Source organism: Demequina sp. NBRC 110056, from assembly GCF_002090155.1.
GTDB lineage: Bacteria > Actinomycetota > Actinomycetes > Actinomycetales > Demequinaceae > Demequina.
The window spans coordinates 26,051-44,617 of the sequence record NZ_BBRM01000003.1; the positions used below are offsets into that span (position 1 = coordinate 26,051).

The following is an 18,567-nucleotide window of genomic DNA, read 5'->3' on the forward strand; positions in this document are numbered from 1 at the left end:
CCGCCCGAGCTCGGGCGGCCCTGCTCAGTCGCTGAGCGCCTCGCCCACGACGTCCTTGGCCGCCGCCTGCACCTCGGCGAGGTGCGCCTCGGACACGAACGACTCCGCGTAGATCTTGTAGACATCCTCGGTGCCGGACGGGCGCGCGGCGAACCACGCGTCGGCGGTGGTCACCTTGAGGCCGCCGATCGCCGCGCCATTGCCCGGCGCCTCGGTGAGCTTCGCGGTGATCTCCTGGCCCGCGAGCTCGGTGGCGCGCACCTGCGAGGGCGACAGCCTCTTGAGGGTGTCCTTCTCCGCCTTGGTGGCGGCGGCGTCGACGCGCGCGTACCAGGACTCGCCCAGCTCGTCGGTGAGCGCGGCGTGCAGCTGCGACGGCGTGCGCCCCGTCGCCCCGGTGATCTCCGAGGCGAGCAGCGCGAGGATGATCCCGTCCTTGTCGGTGGTCCACACGCGGCCGTCGCGGCGCAGGAACGAGGCGCCTGCCGACTCCTCGCCGCCGAAGCCGGTCGAGCCGTCGAGGAGCCCGGGCACGAACCACTTGAAGCCCACCGGCACCTCCTCGACCCGGCGGCCGATCTTCGCGCCCACCCGGTCGATGAGAGAGCTCGACACGAGCGTCTTGCCGATGCGCGCATCGTCCCTCCACTGCGGACGCGCCCCACCGTAGAGGTACGAGATCGCTGCGGCGAGGTAGTGGTTGGGGTTCATGAGTCCGCCGTCTCGGGTGACGATGCCGTGGCGGTCCGAGTCCGCGTCGTTGCCCGTCGCGATGTCGTACGGCGCGTCGGCGCCCTCCATGAGGTGACGCAGGCTCGCCATCGCGGACGGGGAGCTGCAGTCCATGCGGATCTTGCCGTCCCAGTCGAGCGTCATGAAGCGCCAGGTCGGGTCCACCTCCGGGTTCACGACCGTGAGGTTCAGGCGGTGCTCCTCGCCGATGGCGCCCCAGTAGTCGACGGCCGCGCCGCCGAGCGGGTCAGCGCCGATGCGCACGCCGGCGTCGCGGATCACGTCGAGGTCGATGACGCTCGGGAGGTGCTCGAGATAGAGCTTGAGGAAGTCGAAGCGCTCGGTCGTCTCGGCCGCGAGGGCCGCCGTGAGCTGCTTGCGGGACACCTGCTTCCAGGCGCCGCCGCGGAGGATCTCGTTGGCCCGGTTGGCGATCCAGCTCGTGGCATCGGTGTCCGCGGGTCCGCCGTGCGGGGGGTTGTACTTGAACCCGCCGTCGCGAGGAGGGTTGTGCGACGGCGTGACGACGATGCCGTCCGCGAGGCCCGCTCCGCCCGTCCGCAGGCCGGTGGGCGACACGGCGCCGTTGTCGACGAGGATCGCGAGCGATACCGCAGGCGTGGGCGTGTAGCCGTCGCGAGCGTCGATGCGCACCCGCACTCCCGCGGCAGCGAGCACCTCGAGAGCCGTGTCCTGCGCGGGACCCGACAGCGCGTGCGTGTCCTTGCCGAGGTAGAGGACGCCGTCCGTGCCCTGGGCGCGGCGGTACTCGACGATGGCCGTGGTCGTGGCGACGATGTGGGCCTCGTTGAACGCCGTGTCGAAGGCGCTGCCGCGATGGCCGGAGGTGCCGAACACCACCTGCTGGGCGGGGTCGGCGGGGTCGGGGACCTTGTCGAAGTAGTCGCCGAGGAGCTGGTCGACGTCGATGAGGTCTTGTGGCTGGGCGGGAGTTCCGGCGCGCTCGTGCATGGCTCCCACTCTTCCACCGAACGAGGCTGGCCGTCCATCGGTGGGTCGCCACGACACACGGGTCAGGTCGAGGTCACGGTCATGCCAAAGACTGGAAAAACCCCCCGGCTGGAGGGCTAGGCTGGGCACGTGGCAGCCCGGCGCACGACCAGCGCAACCCCGGAGCCTGCGGACGCCGAGGCGACGCAGGCTCCCAAGCCGCGCGCCAAGCCCGCCGTCAAGGTGACCAAGCGCACCAAGAAGACGAGCGCATCGGCCGCCCGGACGGACTCGCCGGCCGCGTCCGCCCGGAGGCGCGCCGTCGTCAAGCCCCAGGACCTCCACGCAGCCGCGGCGCTCATCGTCGCCCACAACCAAGCGCGGCGCATCGCCGCGACGGTGCGGGCCGCGCGATCCATCCCCGGCGTCGACCTCGTCCTCGTGGTCGACGACGCGTCGGGCGACAACACCCAGGAGCTCGCCCGGAAGGCTGGCGCGGTCGTGATCCGCCACTCGCACTACCGCGGCAAGAGCGCATCCGTGGAGACCGGTGCGTCGGTGATCGCCATGCGCGACGAACCCGGCCGGACGCCCCGCGCGATCCTGCTGCTGCCCGGAGGGCTCGGCCATCACGCCGTGGGCGCCGCACCGCTGGTCCCCGCGGTCGTCGAGCAGGTCGCGGACCTCGCGGTCGCGGTCACCGAGCACGACGACAAGGCGCTGAGCAACTCCGGCCGGCTCGCGCGGCGCGCGGTCGAGCACTTCTCCGGATGGGCCCCGCACGACCCGCTCGGACCCATCCGCTGCATCACCCGAGAGGCCTTCGAGGCGGCGGTCCCCCTCGCGCGCGGCGCGGGGCTCGAGGTGGCCATGACGCTCGACGTCCTGCATGCCGGCCTCACCGTCACCGAGGTCGAGTGCGACATCCGCCACCGTCCCGGCGGCAGCTCGCCGCGCGCGGCGGCCAAGCGCGCCACCCAGTACCGTGACGTCATGATGGCGGTGAGCGCGCGGCGCGTGCGGTCGGGGATGACCGGCGCGAGGGCCGCGGTGGGCCGCCGGATGAGCAGGCGCGGCGGCGACGGCACCGTCGAGGCGGCGAAGCGCGACGCTGCGGGCGACGTCGCGGCGCGGACGGAGACAGGGGAGGACCAGTGACCGACAGGCCCCGCTACGCCTTCCTGGGACCGGCCGGCACGTTCACCGAGGCCGCGCTGTACGCGATGGTCGGCGACGCCGACGTCGAGGCGGTTCCCGTCGTCGACGTTCCCGCGGCGCTGGGTGCCGTCCGCTCCGGCGAGGCGGACTACGCCGTGGTCGCGATCGAGAACACCGTCGAGGGCGGCGTGACCGCGACTCTCGACACCCTCGCCGAGGGTGCCCCGCTGGTGATCCTCGGGGAGACGGTGCTGCCCGTCGAGTTCGAGCTCGTCGCGCAGCCCGGCGTGGCGCACGGCGACATCCAGCGCATCACGGCGCACTCGCACGCGTGGGCGCAGGTGCGCCGGTGGGCCCACGTCACGATCCCGCAGGCCGTGTTCGTGCCCGCGTCGTCGAACGCCTCCGGAGCCCTGGCGATCGCCGCCGGCGAGCCCCTCGACGGCGTCGCCGTCGACGCTGCGCTCGCACCTCCCGGCACTGCCGAGCGGCTCGGCCTGACCCTCGTCGAGGCCCACGTCGCGGACAACCCTCACGCGGCGACCAGGTTCGTGCGCATCGGCCGCCCGGGCGACGTTCCCGCGCCCACCGGGCGAGACAAGACGACGCTGACAGTGCACCTGCCGACCGACCGCTCCGGCGCGCTGCTCGAGATGCTCGAGCAGTTCGCCGCGCGCGGCGTGAATCTGTCGCGCATCGAGTCGCGCCCGCGATGGGACCGCCCCGGCGAGTACTCGTTCTCGATCGACGCGCTCGGCCACATCGCCGAGGAGCGGATCGCCGATGCCCTCGCGGGCCTGCGCCGCACGTGCCCCCTGGTGGTGTTCCTCGGCTCGTACCCCGCCGTCGGCTCGGGCGCGACGGCGATCCCAGCGGGGATGACGGACGCGGCCTTCGACGAGGCGAGGGACTGGGTGGCGGGCCTGAGGAACGGCCAGGCCTAGCACCGCGGCCCCGTCGCTCCACGCCTTCTGCGCGATTTGGATCCATTTCGCTGGCCTGAGGGCTTAGGCCAGCGAGAATCAACCGCCAGCATTGGCAGCGAGGCGGAGTTTTCCACAACTCAGACATCAGGCCTGACCGGCGAGCCGAGAGCGTGCCTACCGTGCACACCATGACTCGACGACGTTCCGCGCCCGCGATTCGGTCCATGACCATAGCGATGCAATCGGCTCCTCTGCCATGGACGCGCGCCGTGTTGGAGGAGCGCTGGAGCGGAGCAACCTTGTCGGAGGCGATGCGCCGGGGCCTCGTCGCGCGTATCGCGCCGGGCCAGTACGCGCACCGCGACCACGTCGGCGATGTGAGTTGCCGCCTGCGCGCCGTGCGGACGTGGATGGCTCCGCACGGCGCTGTGTCTGGATTGGCTGGGCTCTGGCTGCGCGGCTGGCGAGTCGTGCGGCCCGAGCGCATCGACGTTACGCTTCCCCGTGACATCCGACTCTCGCGCCCACCGTATGTTGACACCTTCCGGACCGACGATGAGGTGGCACGGGTGGTCATAGCAGGTACGCCGACCGTGTCGGCTGAGGACGCGGCGCTCATGGTGTGGCGCCGAGCACGTCCAGAGTCTCGCCGAGGCTTGCTACTCGACGTCTTGCGCGACGGACCCGTCGAGGCGCGCGCCCTGCCCGCGCGCATCGACGCCACACGACGGCTGCCAGACCGCGCGGGACTCCTCAAGGTGGTCGCGCTCGCGCGTGAAGGTGTCCAGAGCATGCTCGAGTTCATCGCTGCAACGGAGGTCTTCCACGGACCAGAGTGGCGCGAGTGGGAGCGGCAAGCGCCGGTGCGGGCGGGGCACGCGGTGCTCCACCCGGACATGGTGCATCGTGCTGGAAGCGTTGCCATCGAACTCGACAGTGCGCGCTACCACTCTGACGACCAACAGCGCAGGCGCGACATCGAGCGGGATGCGCTTCTGGCCTCAGTTGGATTCATCGTCATCCGTCTCACCTGGGAGGACGTGACGCGCCGGCCAGACTGGTGCCGCGAGCGGGCGAGGCAGGCGTTGCGTGCGCGCCGAACCTAGCGCTCGAAGCTGCCAGTCGCCTGGCGGTTGATTCTCGCTGGTCTAAGCCCTCAGGCCAGCGAAATGGATCCAAATGGCGGGATTGGGGAGGACGCTACGTGGTGGGGACGCGGACCTTCAGGGCTCCCGGGTCCAGGAAGGCCGTGATCCGCGTCGCGCGGCCCAGCTCCTCGCCGTCCACCTGCACGCGCTCCGGCTGGGCCATGGAGATCTCGACCTTCTGCCCGGTCGCCGTGTCGATGCGCGACGCGCGCCAGGCCTGCAGGACCTCTGACTGCTTGATGCCGGCCCCCTGCGCGATGACGGAGCCGAAGAGGTCCGTCCAGCCCACGATGCCGGCGCGGGCGTCCAGCGTCGCGATGTCGAGGGTGCCGTCCGAGATCGAGGCATCAGGGATGAGCTGCAGACCGCCAGGGAGGCGGCCGGCGTTCGCGAGCAGCACGGTGCGCATCTCGTTGGTGACCGGCTCGCCATCGTCGATGGTGACGGTGGCGGTCATGCGCTTGTCGCCGAGGTGCTCGAGCGCGGCGAAGAAGTAGGCGAGCCAGCCCAGGCGCTTCTTGAGCGCGGGGTTGGCGCCCGCGACCATCTCCGCGTCGATGCCGGCGCCGGCCATCACGAGGAACAGGTGACGCCCGTCCTCGCCGTGCGCCTCGTTGGCGTGCTCGACGTCCATGTAGCCCACGTCGACGGCCCGATCGGCACCCTCGAGCGCCGTGCGCATGAGGGCGCTGGTGTCCGCCAAGGGCAGGTCGAGGTTGCGGGCGAACAGGTTGCCGGTGCCCATCGGCAGGATCCCCATCGCGACGCCCGTGCCGGCGAGAGCCTCGGCGACCGCGCGGACGGTGCCGTCGCCGCCGACGGCGACCACGACATCGGCACCCGCCTCGATCGCCGCACGAGCCTGCCCGGTGCCGGGGTCCTCCTCGGTCGTGGTGAACCACATCGGCTGCGGGAGGTAGCGGATCGCGCAGGCGCGCATCGCGCGCTCCTTGATCTCGGGGATGCCGTCCTTGCTGGGGTTGGCGACGAACGCCACGCGCTGCTTGTCCGGGTGGTCGAGGCTGAACGCGCCGGAGACGTTCGGGACGGCAGCGCGAATGCGGAGCAGACGTCGCCAGAACTTGGGCACGACGAAGGGGTCGCGGGTGCCGACGCGGCGCGTGATCGTGATGACCAGCACGAGCGCGACCACCGCCAGCACGAGGGCGATCACGCCAATAACCAGGGCAACCATGGGGTGAGCCTACGCCCCCGATAGACTCGCGGTCATGATCGACCTGAAGCTCCTGCGCGCCCAACCGGACCTCGTGAGGGACAGCCAGCGCTCCCGCGGGGACGACCCCGCAGTGGTCGACCAGGTGCTCGCCGCGGACGCCGAGCACCGCGCCGCCCTCGCGGGCTTCGAGACCAAGCGCGCCGAGCAGAAGGCGCTGGGCAAGGACGTCGCTCAGGCCCAGGGCGAGGCCAAGCAGGCGCTGCTGGCCCGCACCAAGGAGCTCGCGGCCGAGGTCAAGGAGCTCCAGGCGAGCGCCGATGCTGCCGCCGCCACGGCGGTCGAGCTCGCCCGGTCGCTGGGCAACATCCCCGAGGAGGGGGTGCCGAGCGGCGGCGAGGACAACTTCACCGTGCTGCGCCACGAGGGCGCGCCGCGCGACTTCGGGGCCGAGGGCGTCGAGGTGCGCGACCACCTCGCGATCGCCGAGGGCCTCAAGGCGATCGATATGGAACGCGGCGCGAAGGTCTCGGGCGCGCGCTTCTACTTCCTCACGGGCATCGGAGCGCGCCTTGAGCTCGCGATCCTCAACGCGGCCATGGCGGTCGCGCAGGAGGCCGGCTTCAGCCCGATGATCACTCCCACTCTGGTGCGCCCCGAGACGATGGCCGGCACGGGCTTCCTCGGCAGGCACTCGGACGAGATCTACTACCTCGAGCGCGACGAGCTGTACCTCACGGGTACCTCCGAGGTCGCGCTCGCGGGCTATCACACCGACGAGATCCTCGACCTGTCCGACGGGCCTCTGCGCTACGCCGGGTGGAGCGCCTGCTACCGCCGGGAGGCGGGCTCGGCCGGCCGCGACACCCGCGGCATCATCCGCGTCCACCAGTTCCACAAGGTCGAGATGTTCTCCTACGTGACGGCGGCCGACGCCGCCGCAGAGCACGCGCGCTTCCTCGCCACCGAGGAGCGGATGCTGCAGGCGCTCGAGCTGCCGTACCGCGTGATCGACACCGCGGCCGGCGACCTGGGATCGAGCGCGGCACGCAAGTTCGACTGCGAGGCTTGGCTGCCCAGCCAGGAGCGCTGGATGGAGGTCACCTCGACGTCCAACTGCACCACCTACCAGGCTCGACGCCTCAACATCCGCGAGCGCGGCGAGCGTGGCACGGAGGCCGTGGCGACCGTCAACGGCACCATCGGCACCACGCGGTGGATCGTCGCACTGCTGGAGAACCACCAGCAGGCGGACGGCTCCGTGCACGTGCCGGAGATCCTGCGTCCGTACCTGGGCGGGGCCGAGCGGCTCGAGCCCGTCGGCTGAGCCGTCACGAGCGCCGATGCGCGGGCCGGCTTCACCTGCGTGTCACCACGGCGTCGTAGCATCGGGGTCATGAACGCGGCGCCCGAGGACATGCACCCCCCGCTCGACAACGACGCGTGGAGGCTGCTCGGGCTCGACATCGACGGCACCCTCATGCATTGGGGCGGCGACATCTCCGATCGTGTCGTGCGCGCGATCGAGCAGGTGCGGATGTGCCGCAACCACGTGATCCTCGCCACGGGCCGCAACATCGTCGCGACCATGCCGGTCGCGGAGCGCCTGGGGATCCGCCGCGGCTACGCGGTGTGCGCCAACGGCGCGGTGACGATCCGCCTCAACCCCGCGAGCCCCGGCGGCTACGACATCCTCGAGACCGTGACGTTCGACCCGACAGCCGCGCTCGAGCTGATCCGCGAGGAGATGCCGGACGCGTTCTTCGCGGTCGAGGACCTCGGCGTGGGCTTCCGCGTGAGCCGCGAGTTCCCCATGGGAGAGCTCGTCGGCCGGCAGATCGTCGTCGACAGCTTCGAGGAGCTGGCTCAGGGCGAGGTGACGCGCGTGGTGATCCGCGCCCCGGGCGTCGACGTCAGCCACTTCGACGACCTCGTCCAGCGCATCGGCCTCAGCGACGTCACCTACGCGGTGGGCTACTCGGCGTGGCTCGACCTCACCCCTCCGAACGTGACCAAGGCCTCCGCGCTCGAGGCGCTGCGCCGCAAGCTCGGCGTCTATCCCGCGCACACCGTGGCGGTCGGCGACGGCAACAACGACCTCGCGATGCTCGCGTGGGCGGGACAGTCCGCCGCCATGGGCAACGCCCCGGCCCACGTGCACGATGCCGCGGACGAGGTCTTGGGCTCGGTCGAGGACGACGGCATCCTGCCGCTCCTCGAGCGCCTGATCGACCCGGACCGCCTCGCCGTTCTGTAGCTCGCCCCGCTAGCCTCGCACCATGACCTGGATGACCAACCCCGCTCACGTGCGCTGGCTCGAGTCCGAGACCGATCGCCTCCTCGAGTTCGGCGCCGCGAGCCTCGATCCCCGCGGCGGCTTCGGCTGGCTCGGTGAGGACGGCACTCTGGACCCCAAGCACGACGTCGAGCTCTGGATCACGTGCCGCATGACGCACTGCTTCTCCCTGGCGGCGCTCATGGGCCGGCCGGGCGCCGGCGCGCTCGCGGACCACGGCATCGACGCGCTGCGCGGACGCCTCCACGACGACACCCACGGCGGCTGGTTCGCCGCGGTCGACGGCGACACCGTCACCAAGGATGTGAAGGAGGCCTACGGGCACGCGTTCGTGATCCTCGCGGCGTCCTCCGCCGTCATGGCGGGCCGGCCCGGCGCACAGGTCCTGCTCGACGAGGCCCTCGAGGTCCACGCGAGCAGGTTCTGGGACGAGGAGGCCGGCATGAGCCGCGAGGCCTTCGCGCGCGACTGGTCCGACATCGAGGACTACCGCGGCGTCAACGCGAACATGCACACCGTCGAGGCGTACATGGCCGCCGCGGACGTCACTGGCGACAAGCAGCTGCTCCAGCGGGCGCTGCGCATCACCGAGCGCGTGGTCCACGCGTACGCCCGCGAGAACGACTGGCGTCTGCCCGAGCACTTCGACGCGCAGTGGAACCCGCTGCTCGACTACAACGAGGAGCAGCCCGCGCACCCGTTCCGCCCGTACGGCGCGACCATCGGCCACCTGCTCGAGTGGGCGCGCCTCACCCTCCAGCTCGGCTCCTCCCTGCAGCAGTCCGGCCTCGCCCGGCCTGACTGGATGCTCGAGGACGCCCGACACCTGTATGCCACCGCCGTGAGCGAGGGCTGGAACGTCGACGGGGCCGTCGGCTTCGTCTACACCGTCGACTGGGACGGCAAGCCGGTGGTGCGTGAGCGCATGCACTGGGTGACCGCAGAGGCGATCGGCGCCGCGGCTGCTTTGTACGCGTCGACCAAGCAGGCGTCCTACGCGGAGGACTACCGCCGCTGGTGGGACTACGCAGCGGAGTTCCACTTCGACCGCGACGGCGGGTCGTGGTGGCACGAGCTCGGCACCGACAACACCGTGTCGCGGACCGTCTGGGAGGGCAAGGCGGACATCTATCACGCAGTCCAGGCCACGCTCATCCCGCGACTGCCGGTCTCGCCCGCGCTCGCGGCCTCCCTCGCCGCCGGCAACCTGCACTGACCCCCCACCCCTCTCTCCGGCGAGTTGGGCCCTTCTCGCTCATCTAGCGCGGCGGTCTCAGGTCGTGAGTGCAACGGCCATAGATGAACGAGAAGGGCCCAACTCGCGCAAGAGGGGGTTCGCAGCGCCGATGCGCTCGTCACCCTGGTGGCGTCAGCACCACCTTGCCGAACACGTCGCCTCCCTCGAGGGCTCGGTGCGCCTCGCTCGCCTCGGCGAGGGGATACGCCGCGTGGATCACGGGCCGCACCGCGTCAGGGACGTGCGGCCACACGTCGCGCTCGACCGCACGGATGATCGCGGCCTTCTGCTCGTGAGGCCGGGCGCGCAGCGTCGTGCCGATCACGCGTGCGCGCAGCGAGAGCAGCCGGCCGAGGTCGAGCTCGCCGCGCGCTCCCCGCTGCAGCCCGATGACGGCGAGGCGTCCGTCGGGGCGCAGCATGCTCAGGTGGTCGGCCAGCGCGGCAGCGCCCAGCACGTCGAGGATCACGTCGGCGCCGCCGGCGTCCCGGACGCGGTCGACGACGTCGCCGGCGGAGTGGTCGACGCCCGTCGCGCCGAGGTCGGCGCAGCGTGCGGCGCGCTCCGGCCCCCGTGCGGTCGCCAACACCCGCATCCCGTGGGCCCGGGCGATCTGGATCGCGAGATGACCGACCCCGCCCGAGCCGCCCTCGACGAGAAGCGTCTCCCCGGCCCGCGCATCGGCCGCCTGCAGGGTGGACCACACGGTGCAGGCGGCCTCGACGATGCCGCCGCCCTCCTCCCAGGTGAGGCCTGAGGGCATCGGCAGCACGAGGTCCTCGTGCACGGCCACGCCCTGGGCGTAGCCGCCGCCGGCCAGCAGCGCGCACACCGCGTCGCCCTCCTGCCACCGGGACACGGCCTCGCCGACGGCGGCGACCTCGCCCGCGACCTCAAGCCCGGGCCACTCGGGCGCACCCGGCGGCGGGGGGTAGTGGCCCTCGCGCTGGAGGACGTCCGCGCGGTTGACTCCGGCCGCGCGCACCGAGATCACGATCTCGTGCGGGGCGGGCACCGGCGCGGGGACCTCCGCGAGGTCGAGCACCTCGGGTCCACCAAAACTTCGCAAAGTGGAGATGATCACACCTGGACCGCCTTTTGTTCCCGTCATCGCCGCCACGGTATAGCGTCTCAGTCCACAGAGCCGCGTGGTTCAGGTTCTCGGCGAAGGTGCCGATAACGCTGGGGTCCAGATGCATGGTCGCGCGGCTGGAAGGTATCCGGTCCGCCCAGCACATGGCTTGTGAGGAGAGAGTAGATGCTCCAGAGGCTTGGAATTCGAGGGAAGATCCTCGCCGTGGTCGCAGTGCCCATCCTGGTGCTGGTGCTCGCGGCGGTCTTCATCACCTTCGGTGCTGCCCAGGACCTCTCCACCGCGCGCAACGCCGAGAAGCTCGTCGAGACCCTCGACACGGCGCGCACGCTCGAGTCGGACCTGCAGGACGAGCGCTACAGCTCCGTCACCTACGTCAACGTCATCCAGGACTCCTCGTCGAAGCTGGTGCAGGGACGCGTCGCCACCGACGAGGCGCTCGCCACCCTGGTCGCCGACCTCCAGGCCTCCGGCGCCGACGACGCGAACGACCTGGTAGCGGCCACGTATGCTGCGCTCGGCGTGACCGGCGCGGAGGACCCGCTGTTCGTGGACCAGCGCGCGCTCGCGCTCGGCCCGCCCACCGAGGAGGGCGGCTGGGTCCAGTTCCCCGCTGCCGAGGACGTCACCGCGATGCAGAACGGCTACACCGCCGCCCGCGAGGCGCTCGCCGCGGTGCGCGCGCAGGCGCCGGCCGACACCGGCGGCTCCTTCAACACTCTCGACTTCCGCATCTCCTTCGAGTCCGACACCGCGACGACGCTGTTCACGGAGCCGCAGGAGTACATCGACGCGATCGAGAGCTCGTCCGCCGCGGTGGACGCGTCCATCGCCGCGATGCTCGGCTCGACGGAGGAGCTCCAGGACAACGAGGACAACGCCCAGGCGGTGTCCGCGCTGGGCCAGGGCGAGGCTGCCATCGCGAGCCTCGGCGAGGTGCGCGCCGGCGTGAAGGCCGGCGCCGGCAACGTCGCGACCTACGCGGGCTTCTACCGCACGATCCTCACGACCATCGTGGGCGCGGCCGACGACATCGCCGTCGCCATCCCCCAGCGCGACGTCGTCGCGAACCTCCAGGCCTACGGTGACCTCGACATCCTGATCGAGAACATGGAGTACGAGAAGGTGCAGTTCGAGCGCCTCATCCGCGCCGGAACCTTCCTCGTCGGTGAGTCGACCCAGGCCCGCAACCTCGTCGCCCGTACCGACATCAGCCTCGAGGACGCGCAGGCCTCGTCGGCGTCCATCGCCGGCGCCGAGCCCGTGCCTGACTACGGCGCCTCCGTGGGCTTCGACTCCGGGCTGGACCAGGTCTCCTACGAGTCCGTCCGCTCGTCCATCCTGCGCGGCACCGACACCGACCTCGTCGGCGAGCGCGACTCCCAGTGGGCCACCCAGGTGGACGAGGAGCTCGCGGTCTACGACCCGCTGCGCGAGGCGCGCTGGGACGAGGTCGAGGCGCTCGTGGCCGAGGACGCTCAGAACGCGCTGTTCCGCGCGATCGCCACCGGCATCGTCGCGATCCTCGTCGTCGCCGGCTCGATCCTCATCGCGCTCGTCATCGCCCGCCGCATCATCAACCCGCTGCGACGCCTGACCACGACCGCTACCGCGGTGCGTCAGGAGCTGCCGCGACTGGTGGAGCGCGTCGCGATGCCCGGCGAGCAGGTCGACGTCTCCGAGGTGCAGATCACCGTGGAGTCGCAGGACGAGATCGGCACGCTCGCGGAGGCGTTCAACGGCGTCAACGCGGCAACCCTGTCGATCGCGGCCGAGCAGGCCGCGCTGCGTGGCTCGATCTCGGAGATGTTCGTCAACGTCGCCCGTCGCGACCAGGTGCTGCTGAACCGCCAGCTCAAGTCCATCGACGAGATGGAGCGCACCGAGGACGACCCGGACACGCTGACGCGTCTGTTCGCGCTCGACCACCTCGCGACGCGAATGCGTCGTAACTCGGAGTCCCTGCTGGTGCTCGCGGGCATCGACACCGGTCGCCGCCTGCGTCGCCCCATGCCGCTGTCCGACGTGATCCGCACCGCGTCGTCGGAGATCGAGCTGTACGAGCGCGTGCAGCTTGAGCTCGACGCCGACCCGTCGATGCTCGGCCACTCGGCGCTCACCGCCGCGCACCTGTTCGCGGAGCTGCTGGAGAACGCGACCGTGTTCTCCGACCCGGGCACGCAGGTCGTGGTGCGCACGAGCGAGGTCGACGGCAACTACGTCGTCGAGATCGAGGACTCCGGCATCGGCATGTCCGAGTCGGAGCTCGTCGAGGCCAACAACCGTGTCGCGTCGACCGCCGCATCCGAGATCCTCGGCGCCCAGCGCCTGGGCCTGTTCGTGGTCGGCCGCATTGCCCGCCGCGTCGGCGCACGCGTCTCGATCGCGTCGCAGGAGAACAAGGGCACGGTCGCGACGATCACCATGCCGCCGTCGCTGTTCGCGGCAGAGGACCACGCTCCCGAGGCGCACGTCTCGTCGACCGCCGTGGACGAGACCACGCACGCTCCGGCGGCGCTGGTCAGCCACGACGCGCGGGAGGAGATCACGGACCTGCCGTCGCGTGCCAACGCGGCGCCGGCCTACACGCCCACCGTGATCGAGGAGGGCGCGAGCCTGCTCGCGGGCCGCGGCGCCGCCGCCGGCGCCCCCGCCGAGGCCACGCCAGCGCAGGACCCGAACTCGATCGAGGCGCTCATCGCCGCCGACGCGGCCGATGCGCCGGCAGGCGAGCAGACCAACCTCGCGGACCTCACCGAGGGCACCACCGAGGCTGGTCTGCCGACGCGCCGCCGCCGCGAGGCGCCCGCACCGGCGGACGCCGAGCGCGAGCAGCAGTCGATCGTGGGCCTGCCGGCCCGCGCCACCGACGAGCAGCTGTCCGCCCTCGAGGCCGAGCAGGCGGGAGGCTTCATGCCGACCGTGTCGCCGTCCGAGGTGGCCCCGCAGTCCGCCGAGGAGCGCGCGTCGATGTTCCGCGGCTTCCGGTCGCGCAAGTCCACCGAGGAGGACGCGGCGGTGGACCCCGAGGGCGAGTCGCTGGGTCACGCCGCGCGCCGCGGCGGCCTCGACGCCGCCGCGCTCGCCGCCGCGCACCAGGACGACGAGCCCGAGCTGTCGATCCCCGCGCTCGAGCCCGACGACGCGGCCCCGGTCGCCGAGTCCTCCGCGCCCGAGACCGCCTCGAGCCCGGAGGGTGACGGCTTCGGTGCCGCGGCTGGTGCCGCGGCCGCTGGCGCCGCCGCGTTCGGTGCTGCAGCGTTCTTCGGATCGCGTGGGGCCGATGCGCCCGCCGACGAGGCGTCGGACGTCACCTCCGCGGTGTCGTCACCGAGCGTGGCGAGCGCGCCCGAGGCCGTCGTCCTCGACGGCGACAACGAGGTGGCACCCGAGCCCGCATCGGCTGCCTCTGCCGCCCCCGTGGACGAGTCATACGACGAGTCGGCCGAGGCCGCAGAGTCCGACGTGGCCGCCGACGATGACGACGACCTGCCCACGTTCCGCATGCCTAAGCTCGCGGGTGCTGGGGCTGCGGCCGCCGCCGTCGCGGCGACGAGCGCGTCTGCGCCCGAGCCCGCCTCGACACCGTCGCTCGAGAACGAGGATGCGGACGAGCCGTCGGTCACCAGCGCCGACGCCTACGAGCCCACGCTCGCGGCCGACTCGGGTGCGCCGATGGTGATCCCGAGCCTCGAGGCCGACGACGAGCCCGTGACGGACTCCGTGTCCGCTCCCGAGCCTGCGAGCGCTCCCGAGCCCGTGCTCGGCGGCGTCGACCAGGTGTCGCTCGACGAGGACGAGTACGCCGGCCCCGGCGTGCCCTCGGCCCCTGAGCCTGCCTTCGACGCGGCGCCGTCCGCGCCCGAGGCCCTCGCGTGGGAGCAGTCCGCGCCCGAGGCGCCCTCAGCGGTCTCGCCCGCGCCGTTCGCGGCGTCGAGCCCTGAGCCCTTCACCGCGGCACAGGCCGACGACGCGGCGCCCGCGCCGTGGGCGACGTCGGCCCAGGAGCCGACCGCGCCCGAGGCACCTGCGTACGAGGCACCGGCATACGAGGCGGAGGCGCCTGAGGCCCCGGCGGTTGAGACCCCGGCGTTCGAAGGCCCTGCGGCCGTGAGCGCCCCGGAGCCGCAGGCCATCGCCGACGACCCGCCCGTGGGCTTCGCCGCCCCGGCGCCCGCGTACGGCGAGGTCGCGAACCCCGCATCGGCTCAGCCGGCCGACGCGGCACCCGCGACCACCAGCCCGAGCCTCGACGACCTCATCCAGAGCGCCGTCGACGAGGACACAGAGCAGCGTCCCGGCTTCTTCGCCCGCCTCTTCGGACGCGGCAACAAGAAGGCAGCCGGAGCCGCAGTTGCGGGAGTCGCCGCCGGAGCCGCGGCGACGGCCGCGACCCGCTCGAGCGCACCCTCGCAGCCGTCGACACCGACGTTCGAGCCCGTGGCGGCCAACGAGCCCGCGCCGAGCGCGCCGTCGCCCACGCTGGGAGCCGCTCCGTCGGCACCGAGCCTGTACCCGAGCGCGCCGTCCGCGCCGAGCACGACGGGCTTCACCCCGGAGCCGCTTCCCCAGTCCGCCCCCGAGCCCGCATCGGCGCCCACCGGCTTCTCGCCGGAGCCGATCGCCGAGCCCGCGAGCGAGCCGGTGAACGAGGCACCGTCCGCCCCGGTGGAGGAGCCTCAGGCGCCGTGGCTGTCGGCCCCGACCTCCTTCGCCCCAGAGCCGCAGGCGCAGCCCGTCGCCGAGGCGCCCGCGGCGCCGTCCGCTCCGACGTCGTTCGCGCCGGAGTCCCAGGCGCAGCCCGTCGCGGAGGACTTCCCGGCCGCGGAAAGCGACTGGAGCCCTTACCAGGAGACGGCCGGAGCCCAGCCGGGCGCCTACACGCCGGAGCAGCTGGCCAAGCCCGAGGGCTGGGAGGCTGCCGGTGCGAGCGCGCTGCAGGCGGCGGAGCCCGAGGTCGCGACCAGCTACCAGCCGGTCATCCAGCCGGATGCCGGCGGCGGCGAGGACATGTCCGCGGTCTTCTCGGAGCTCAGCTCGCTCGCTTCGGAGCGCCCGAAGGTGGAGAAGACCCGCGCTGGCCTGCAGCGTCGTCGCCCGTCGAACGCGGCGCCCGTCGAGGTCAAGCCCATCGAGGAGTCCGTCGAGATCGCTCCGGCGGAGCGCGACGCGGACGCGGTGCGCAACCGCTTCAGCTCGTTCTACTCCGGCACCCAGCGCGCGAAGGACGATGTCGCGACCTTCCAGCGCCAGGGTGAGCCTGTGGAGGCGAACGAATCGTGACACACCGACCGACTACCATCCCCACCAACCAGAACTCGCTCCACCGAGGGAGCGCGACCAGCAAGGAGGAGCTGTGACCGAGCTCAGCACTGAGGCCACCAACTTCGGATGGCTTCTCGACAACTTCGTTCAGACCGTGCCCGGCACCCGCCACACCCTGGTGGTCAGCGCCGACGGTCTGCTCATGGCGATGTCGAAGAACCTCGACCGCACGGGTGGGGACACGCTTGCCGCGGTCGTCTCCGGCATGGCGAGCCTCACGCGCGGCGCCGCCCGCCAGCTGGGCGCCGGCGAGGTCCGTCAGTCGATCATCGAGATGGACGAGCTGTTCCTGTTCCTCATGAGCGTGTCGAACGGCTCCGTGCTGGCCGTGGCCGCGGACTCGACCTGCGACGTCGGCCTCGTCGGCTACGAGATGACGCTGCTCGTGTCGCGCACCGAGAACGCCCTCACGCCGCAGCTCATCACCGAGATGCGTCAGAACCTTCCCACCGACGGCCTGCTGCGCTCGTAAGGGGATGCGACCATGACCGACGCGTTGACGCCGCACGGCGAGGAGGAGACCTACACGGTCCGCCCCTACGCCGTGACGGGCGGCCGCGTGAGCGCCGCGAGCAAGGACCTCCCCATGGAGGCGTTGGTCGAGTCGCGCTCCGACACCCAGGCTTTGAAGGGGCTCACCCCGGAGAAGAAGAAGATCCTGCAGCTTGCTACAGGTCAATATCAATCCGTCGCCGAGCTCTCGGCCCACACCCGGCTCCCGCTCGGTGTGGTCCGCGTGCTGGTGACGGATCTTGCTGAAGAAAATCACCTGACGATTCACACCGGCGGAACGGCCGACGACACGTCCACGCACGACGAGTCCGGCGGCATTTCCCTGAGTCTCCTGGAGAGTGTCCTCGATGGCATCGCAGCCCTCTGACGCGGCGGTCGTGACGACCGCCGCCCCCACTGCCCCCACCGTCGTCAAGATCGTGATCGCGGGCGGATTCGCGGTGGGCAAGACCACGTTCATCGGCTCGATCTCGGACATCGACCCCCTCAACACCGAGGCGGCGATGACCGAGAAGTCGATCGGCATCGACGACGCGGGCGGTGTGACCGACCGCAAGACCACCACCACGGTCGCCATGGACTTCGGACGCATCGCGCTTCCGGGCTCGCTGTGGCTGTACCTGTTCGGCACGCCGGGGCAGGACCGCTTCCTGTTCATGTGGGACGACCTGGTGCGCGGCGCCATCGGCGCGGTCGTGCTGGTCGACACCGAGCGTCTCGACCAGTGCTTCCCGGCCGTCGACTACTTCGAGGGCCGCGGCGTCCCGTTCGTCGTGTGCGTCAACTGCTTCGACGGCGTCGCCCGCCACACTCTCGAGGATGTCCGCGAGGCCCTGGGCATCCCGCCCGAGGTCCCCGTCATGTACACGGACGCCCGTGAGAAGGCGGCCACCAAGCAGGCCCTCATCGCGGTCGTCCAGCTCGCGATGAAGCAGCTCCGGAAGGGCTGAACAAGACGGCCGGTGCGCGCGCAATGGGGCGTGCGCATCGGCTCGCCGCCCGACTACCCTGGTGTCCGTGATCTACGTCGACGGCTCCGCGCTGTGCCGCTTCCTGCCCGGCGTGAAGCACTTCGACGACTGGAACTCCTGGGTGGTGCCGCGCATCGACCAGGTCGCGATGACGCAGCTGGGCGTCACGGAGCTGCGCCAGGCGGCGGAGCTCATGCCCCGCGAGCAGAAGTCGCTCGCCTACGACGTGGTGGATCAGGTCCGCGCGAAGATCGCGATGATCCGCTTCTCCGACCAGAACGTGTCGGTCTCGACCCACGCGGCTGCGGTCCTCAAGCCCTTCGCCGCGCTCCATCTGGGGGCCGCCGTCGCGCACCCGGCGATCGACACGATCGCGACGTACGACGCGGAGCTCGCGCAGGCCGCCGAGCTCTACGGACTCACCGTCATCACGCCCGGCCTCGAGCCGGGCTGGCATGGGGGCGGACGCCCCACCTGAGGGCCGATGCGCTCACAGGGCCTGGCACAATGGTCGCTGGCGACCCCCGGGTCGCCGAGGAGAGTTGACCGAGCGGCCGAAGGTGACAGTCTTGAAAACTGTTGAGGCGTAACCCGTCTCCGCGGGTTCGAATCCCGCACTCTCCGCTCCGGCGGCTCAGTTTTGCTCCGCGCGGCCCGTGACCGGTACCCTGTGGTGGCATTCGGGAGACGTGACTGAGCGGCCGAAAGTGCATCCCTGCTAAGGATGTGATGGGGTTACCCATCCGTGGGTTCGAATCCCACCGTCTCCGCCACCGGGATCGGGCCCGTCGCGACGCATGTCGCGAAGCCTGTATACTCGTGACTCGGCCCTCACGGGCCGTGCGCCCTTAGCTCAACGGATAGAGCATCTGACTACGGATCAGAAGGTTGGGGGTTCGAATCCCTCAGGGCGCGCTTCCAAGCCCCGTCGCCGATGGTGACGGGGCTTTTCGTCTGTCCCCGGCCATATTTGTTGCGAGAGTCGCGAAAATAGGGACCAAGGGCCCGAGCCTTCCCCACGTGAACGTGACACTGTGAGTTAC

The 18,567-nt window shown here is 71.5% G+C and carries 14 protein-coding genes and 3 tRNA genes; 14 read left to right on the top strand and 3 right to left on the bottom strand.

Annotated elements, in window-relative coordinates:
• Window positions 1-24 precede the first annotated feature (24 nt).
• A complete protein-coding gene (gene pgm / locus B7K25_RS04540; protein ID WP_084104552.1) occupies window positions 25-1,704 on the bottom strand; it encodes a phosphoglucomutase (alpha-D-glucose-1,6-bisphosphate-dependent) in 1,680 nt (559 codons plus the stop codon).
• A 129-nt stretch (window positions 1,705-1,833) separates the two neighbouring features.
• Between pgm and B7K25_RS04545 the strand changes: the two genes are divergently transcribed.
• From B7K25_RS04545 to B7K25_RS04555, 3 genes are all read left to right on the top strand, one after another.
• The gene (locus B7K25_RS04545) at window positions 1,834-2,841 is read left to right on the top strand and encodes a glycosyltransferase (RefSeq protein WP_234988077.1); all 1,008 of its coding nucleotides are present in this window, start codon (window positions 1,834-1,836) and stop codon (window positions 2,839-2,841) included.
• Window positions 2,838-3,785, top strand: coding sequence for a prephenate dehydratase (gene pheA, locus B7K25_RS04550; protein WP_084104553.1), 948 nt, complete (start codon window positions 2,838-2,840; stop codon window positions 3,783-3,785). The genes B7K25_RS04545 and pheA overlap by 4 nt, the downstream gene beginning before the upstream one ends.
• Window positions 3,786-4,036: 251 nt before the next feature.
• The gene (locus B7K25_RS04555; RefSeq protein ID WP_159450113.1) at window positions 4,037-4,873 is read left to right on the top strand and encodes an endonuclease domain-containing protein; all 837 of its coding nucleotides are present in this window, start codon (window positions 4,037-4,039) and stop codon (window positions 4,871-4,873) included.
• A gap of 94 nt (window positions 4,874-4,967) precedes the next feature.
• On the opposite strand, the gene B7K25_RS04560 is transcribed toward B7K25_RS04555, so the two are convergent.
• Window positions 4,968-6,110 carry a diacylglycerol kinase family protein gene (locus B7K25_RS04560; protein ID WP_084104555.1) on the bottom strand — a complete coding sequence of 381 codons (1,143 nt, stop codon included), beginning with the start codon at window positions 6,108-6,110 and terminating at the stop codon, window positions 4,968-4,970.
• A 34-nt stretch (window positions 6,111-6,144) separates the two neighbouring features.
• Between B7K25_RS04560 and serS the strand changes: the two genes are divergently transcribed.
• From serS to B7K25_RS04575, 3 genes are all read left to right on the top strand, one after another.
• The gene (gene serS, locus B7K25_RS04565; protein ID WP_084104556.1) at window positions 6,145-7,416 is read left to right on the top strand and encodes a serine--tRNA ligase; all 1,272 of its coding nucleotides are present in this window, start codon (window positions 6,145-6,147) and stop codon (window positions 7,414-7,416) included.
• 69 nt (window positions 7,417-7,485) lie between these two features.
• Complete coding sequence (locus tag B7K25_RS04570; RefSeq protein ID WP_234988078.1) at window positions 7,486-8,346, top strand: HAD family hydrolase; 861 nt, start codon at window positions 7,486-7,488, stop codon at window positions 8,344-8,346.
• A gap of 22 nt (window positions 8,347-8,368) precedes the next feature.
• On the top strand, window positions 8,369-9,601 hold the full coding sequence (locus B7K25_RS04575; protein ID WP_084104557.1) for an AGE family epimerase/isomerase: 1,233 nt from the start codon (window positions 8,369-8,371) through the stop codon (window positions 9,599-9,601).
• Window positions 9,602-9,740: 139 nt separating this feature from the next.
• Here the strand turns inward: B7K25_RS04575 and B7K25_RS04580 are convergent, their stop codons facing one another.
• The gene (locus B7K25_RS04580) at window positions 9,741-10,706 is read right to left on the bottom strand and encodes an NAD(P)H-quinone oxidoreductase (protein ID WP_234988079.1); all 966 of its coding nucleotides are present in this window, start codon (window positions 10,704-10,706) and stop codon (window positions 9,741-9,743) included.
• A 174-nt stretch (window positions 10,707-10,880) separates the two neighbouring features.
• Here B7K25_RS04580 and B7K25_RS04585 point away from each other — a divergent pair, with 174 nt between their 5' ends.
• The 8 genes from B7K25_RS04585 (at window position 10,881) to B7K25_RS04620 (ending at window position 18,439) form a co-directional block, all read left to right on the top strand.
• Window positions 10,881-15,998, top strand: a complete 5,118-nt coding sequence (locus tag B7K25_RS04585) for an ATP-binding protein (RefSeq protein WP_084104558.1) — start codon at window positions 10,881-10,883, stop codon at window positions 15,996-15,998.
• A 73-nt stretch (window positions 15,999-16,071) separates the two neighbouring features.
• Entirely contained in the window at window positions 16,072-16,512 is a 441-nt protein-coding gene (locus B7K25_RS04590; RefSeq protein ID WP_084038955.1) for a roadblock/LC7 domain-containing protein, read from the top strand.
• Window positions 16,513-16,524: 12 nt separating this feature from the next.
• Window positions 16,525-16,920 (top strand): DUF742 domain-containing protein, encoded by a 396-nt coding sequence (locus B7K25_RS04595; protein ID WP_200807849.1) that lies wholly within the window; start codon window positions 16,525-16,527, stop codon window positions 16,918-16,920.
• Window positions 16,901-17,503: an ATP/GTP-binding protein gene (locus B7K25_RS04600; RefSeq protein WP_084104559.1), complete on the top strand. Its 603-nt coding sequence runs from the start codon at window positions 16,901-16,903 to the stop codon at window positions 17,501-17,503. The genes B7K25_RS04595 and B7K25_RS04600 overlap by 20 nt, the downstream gene beginning before the upstream one ends.
• A 67-nt stretch (window positions 17,504-17,570) precedes the next feature.
• Entirely contained in the window at window positions 17,571-18,002 is a 432-nt protein-coding gene (locus B7K25_RS04605) for a hypothetical protein (RefSeq protein WP_084104560.1), read from the top strand.
• Between the two features lie 58 nt (window positions 18,003-18,060).
• Window positions 18,061-18,148: transfer RNA gene (locus B7K25_RS04610), tRNA-Ser, on the top strand.
• A gap of 59 nt (window positions 18,149-18,207) precedes the next feature.
• Window positions 18,208-18,297: transfer RNA gene (locus B7K25_RS04615), tRNA-Ser, on the top strand.
• A gap of 69 nt (window positions 18,298-18,366) precedes the next feature.
• Window positions 18,367-18,439, top strand: a tRNA-Arg gene (locus B7K25_RS04620).
• Window positions 18,440-18,567 lie beyond the last annotated feature (128 nt).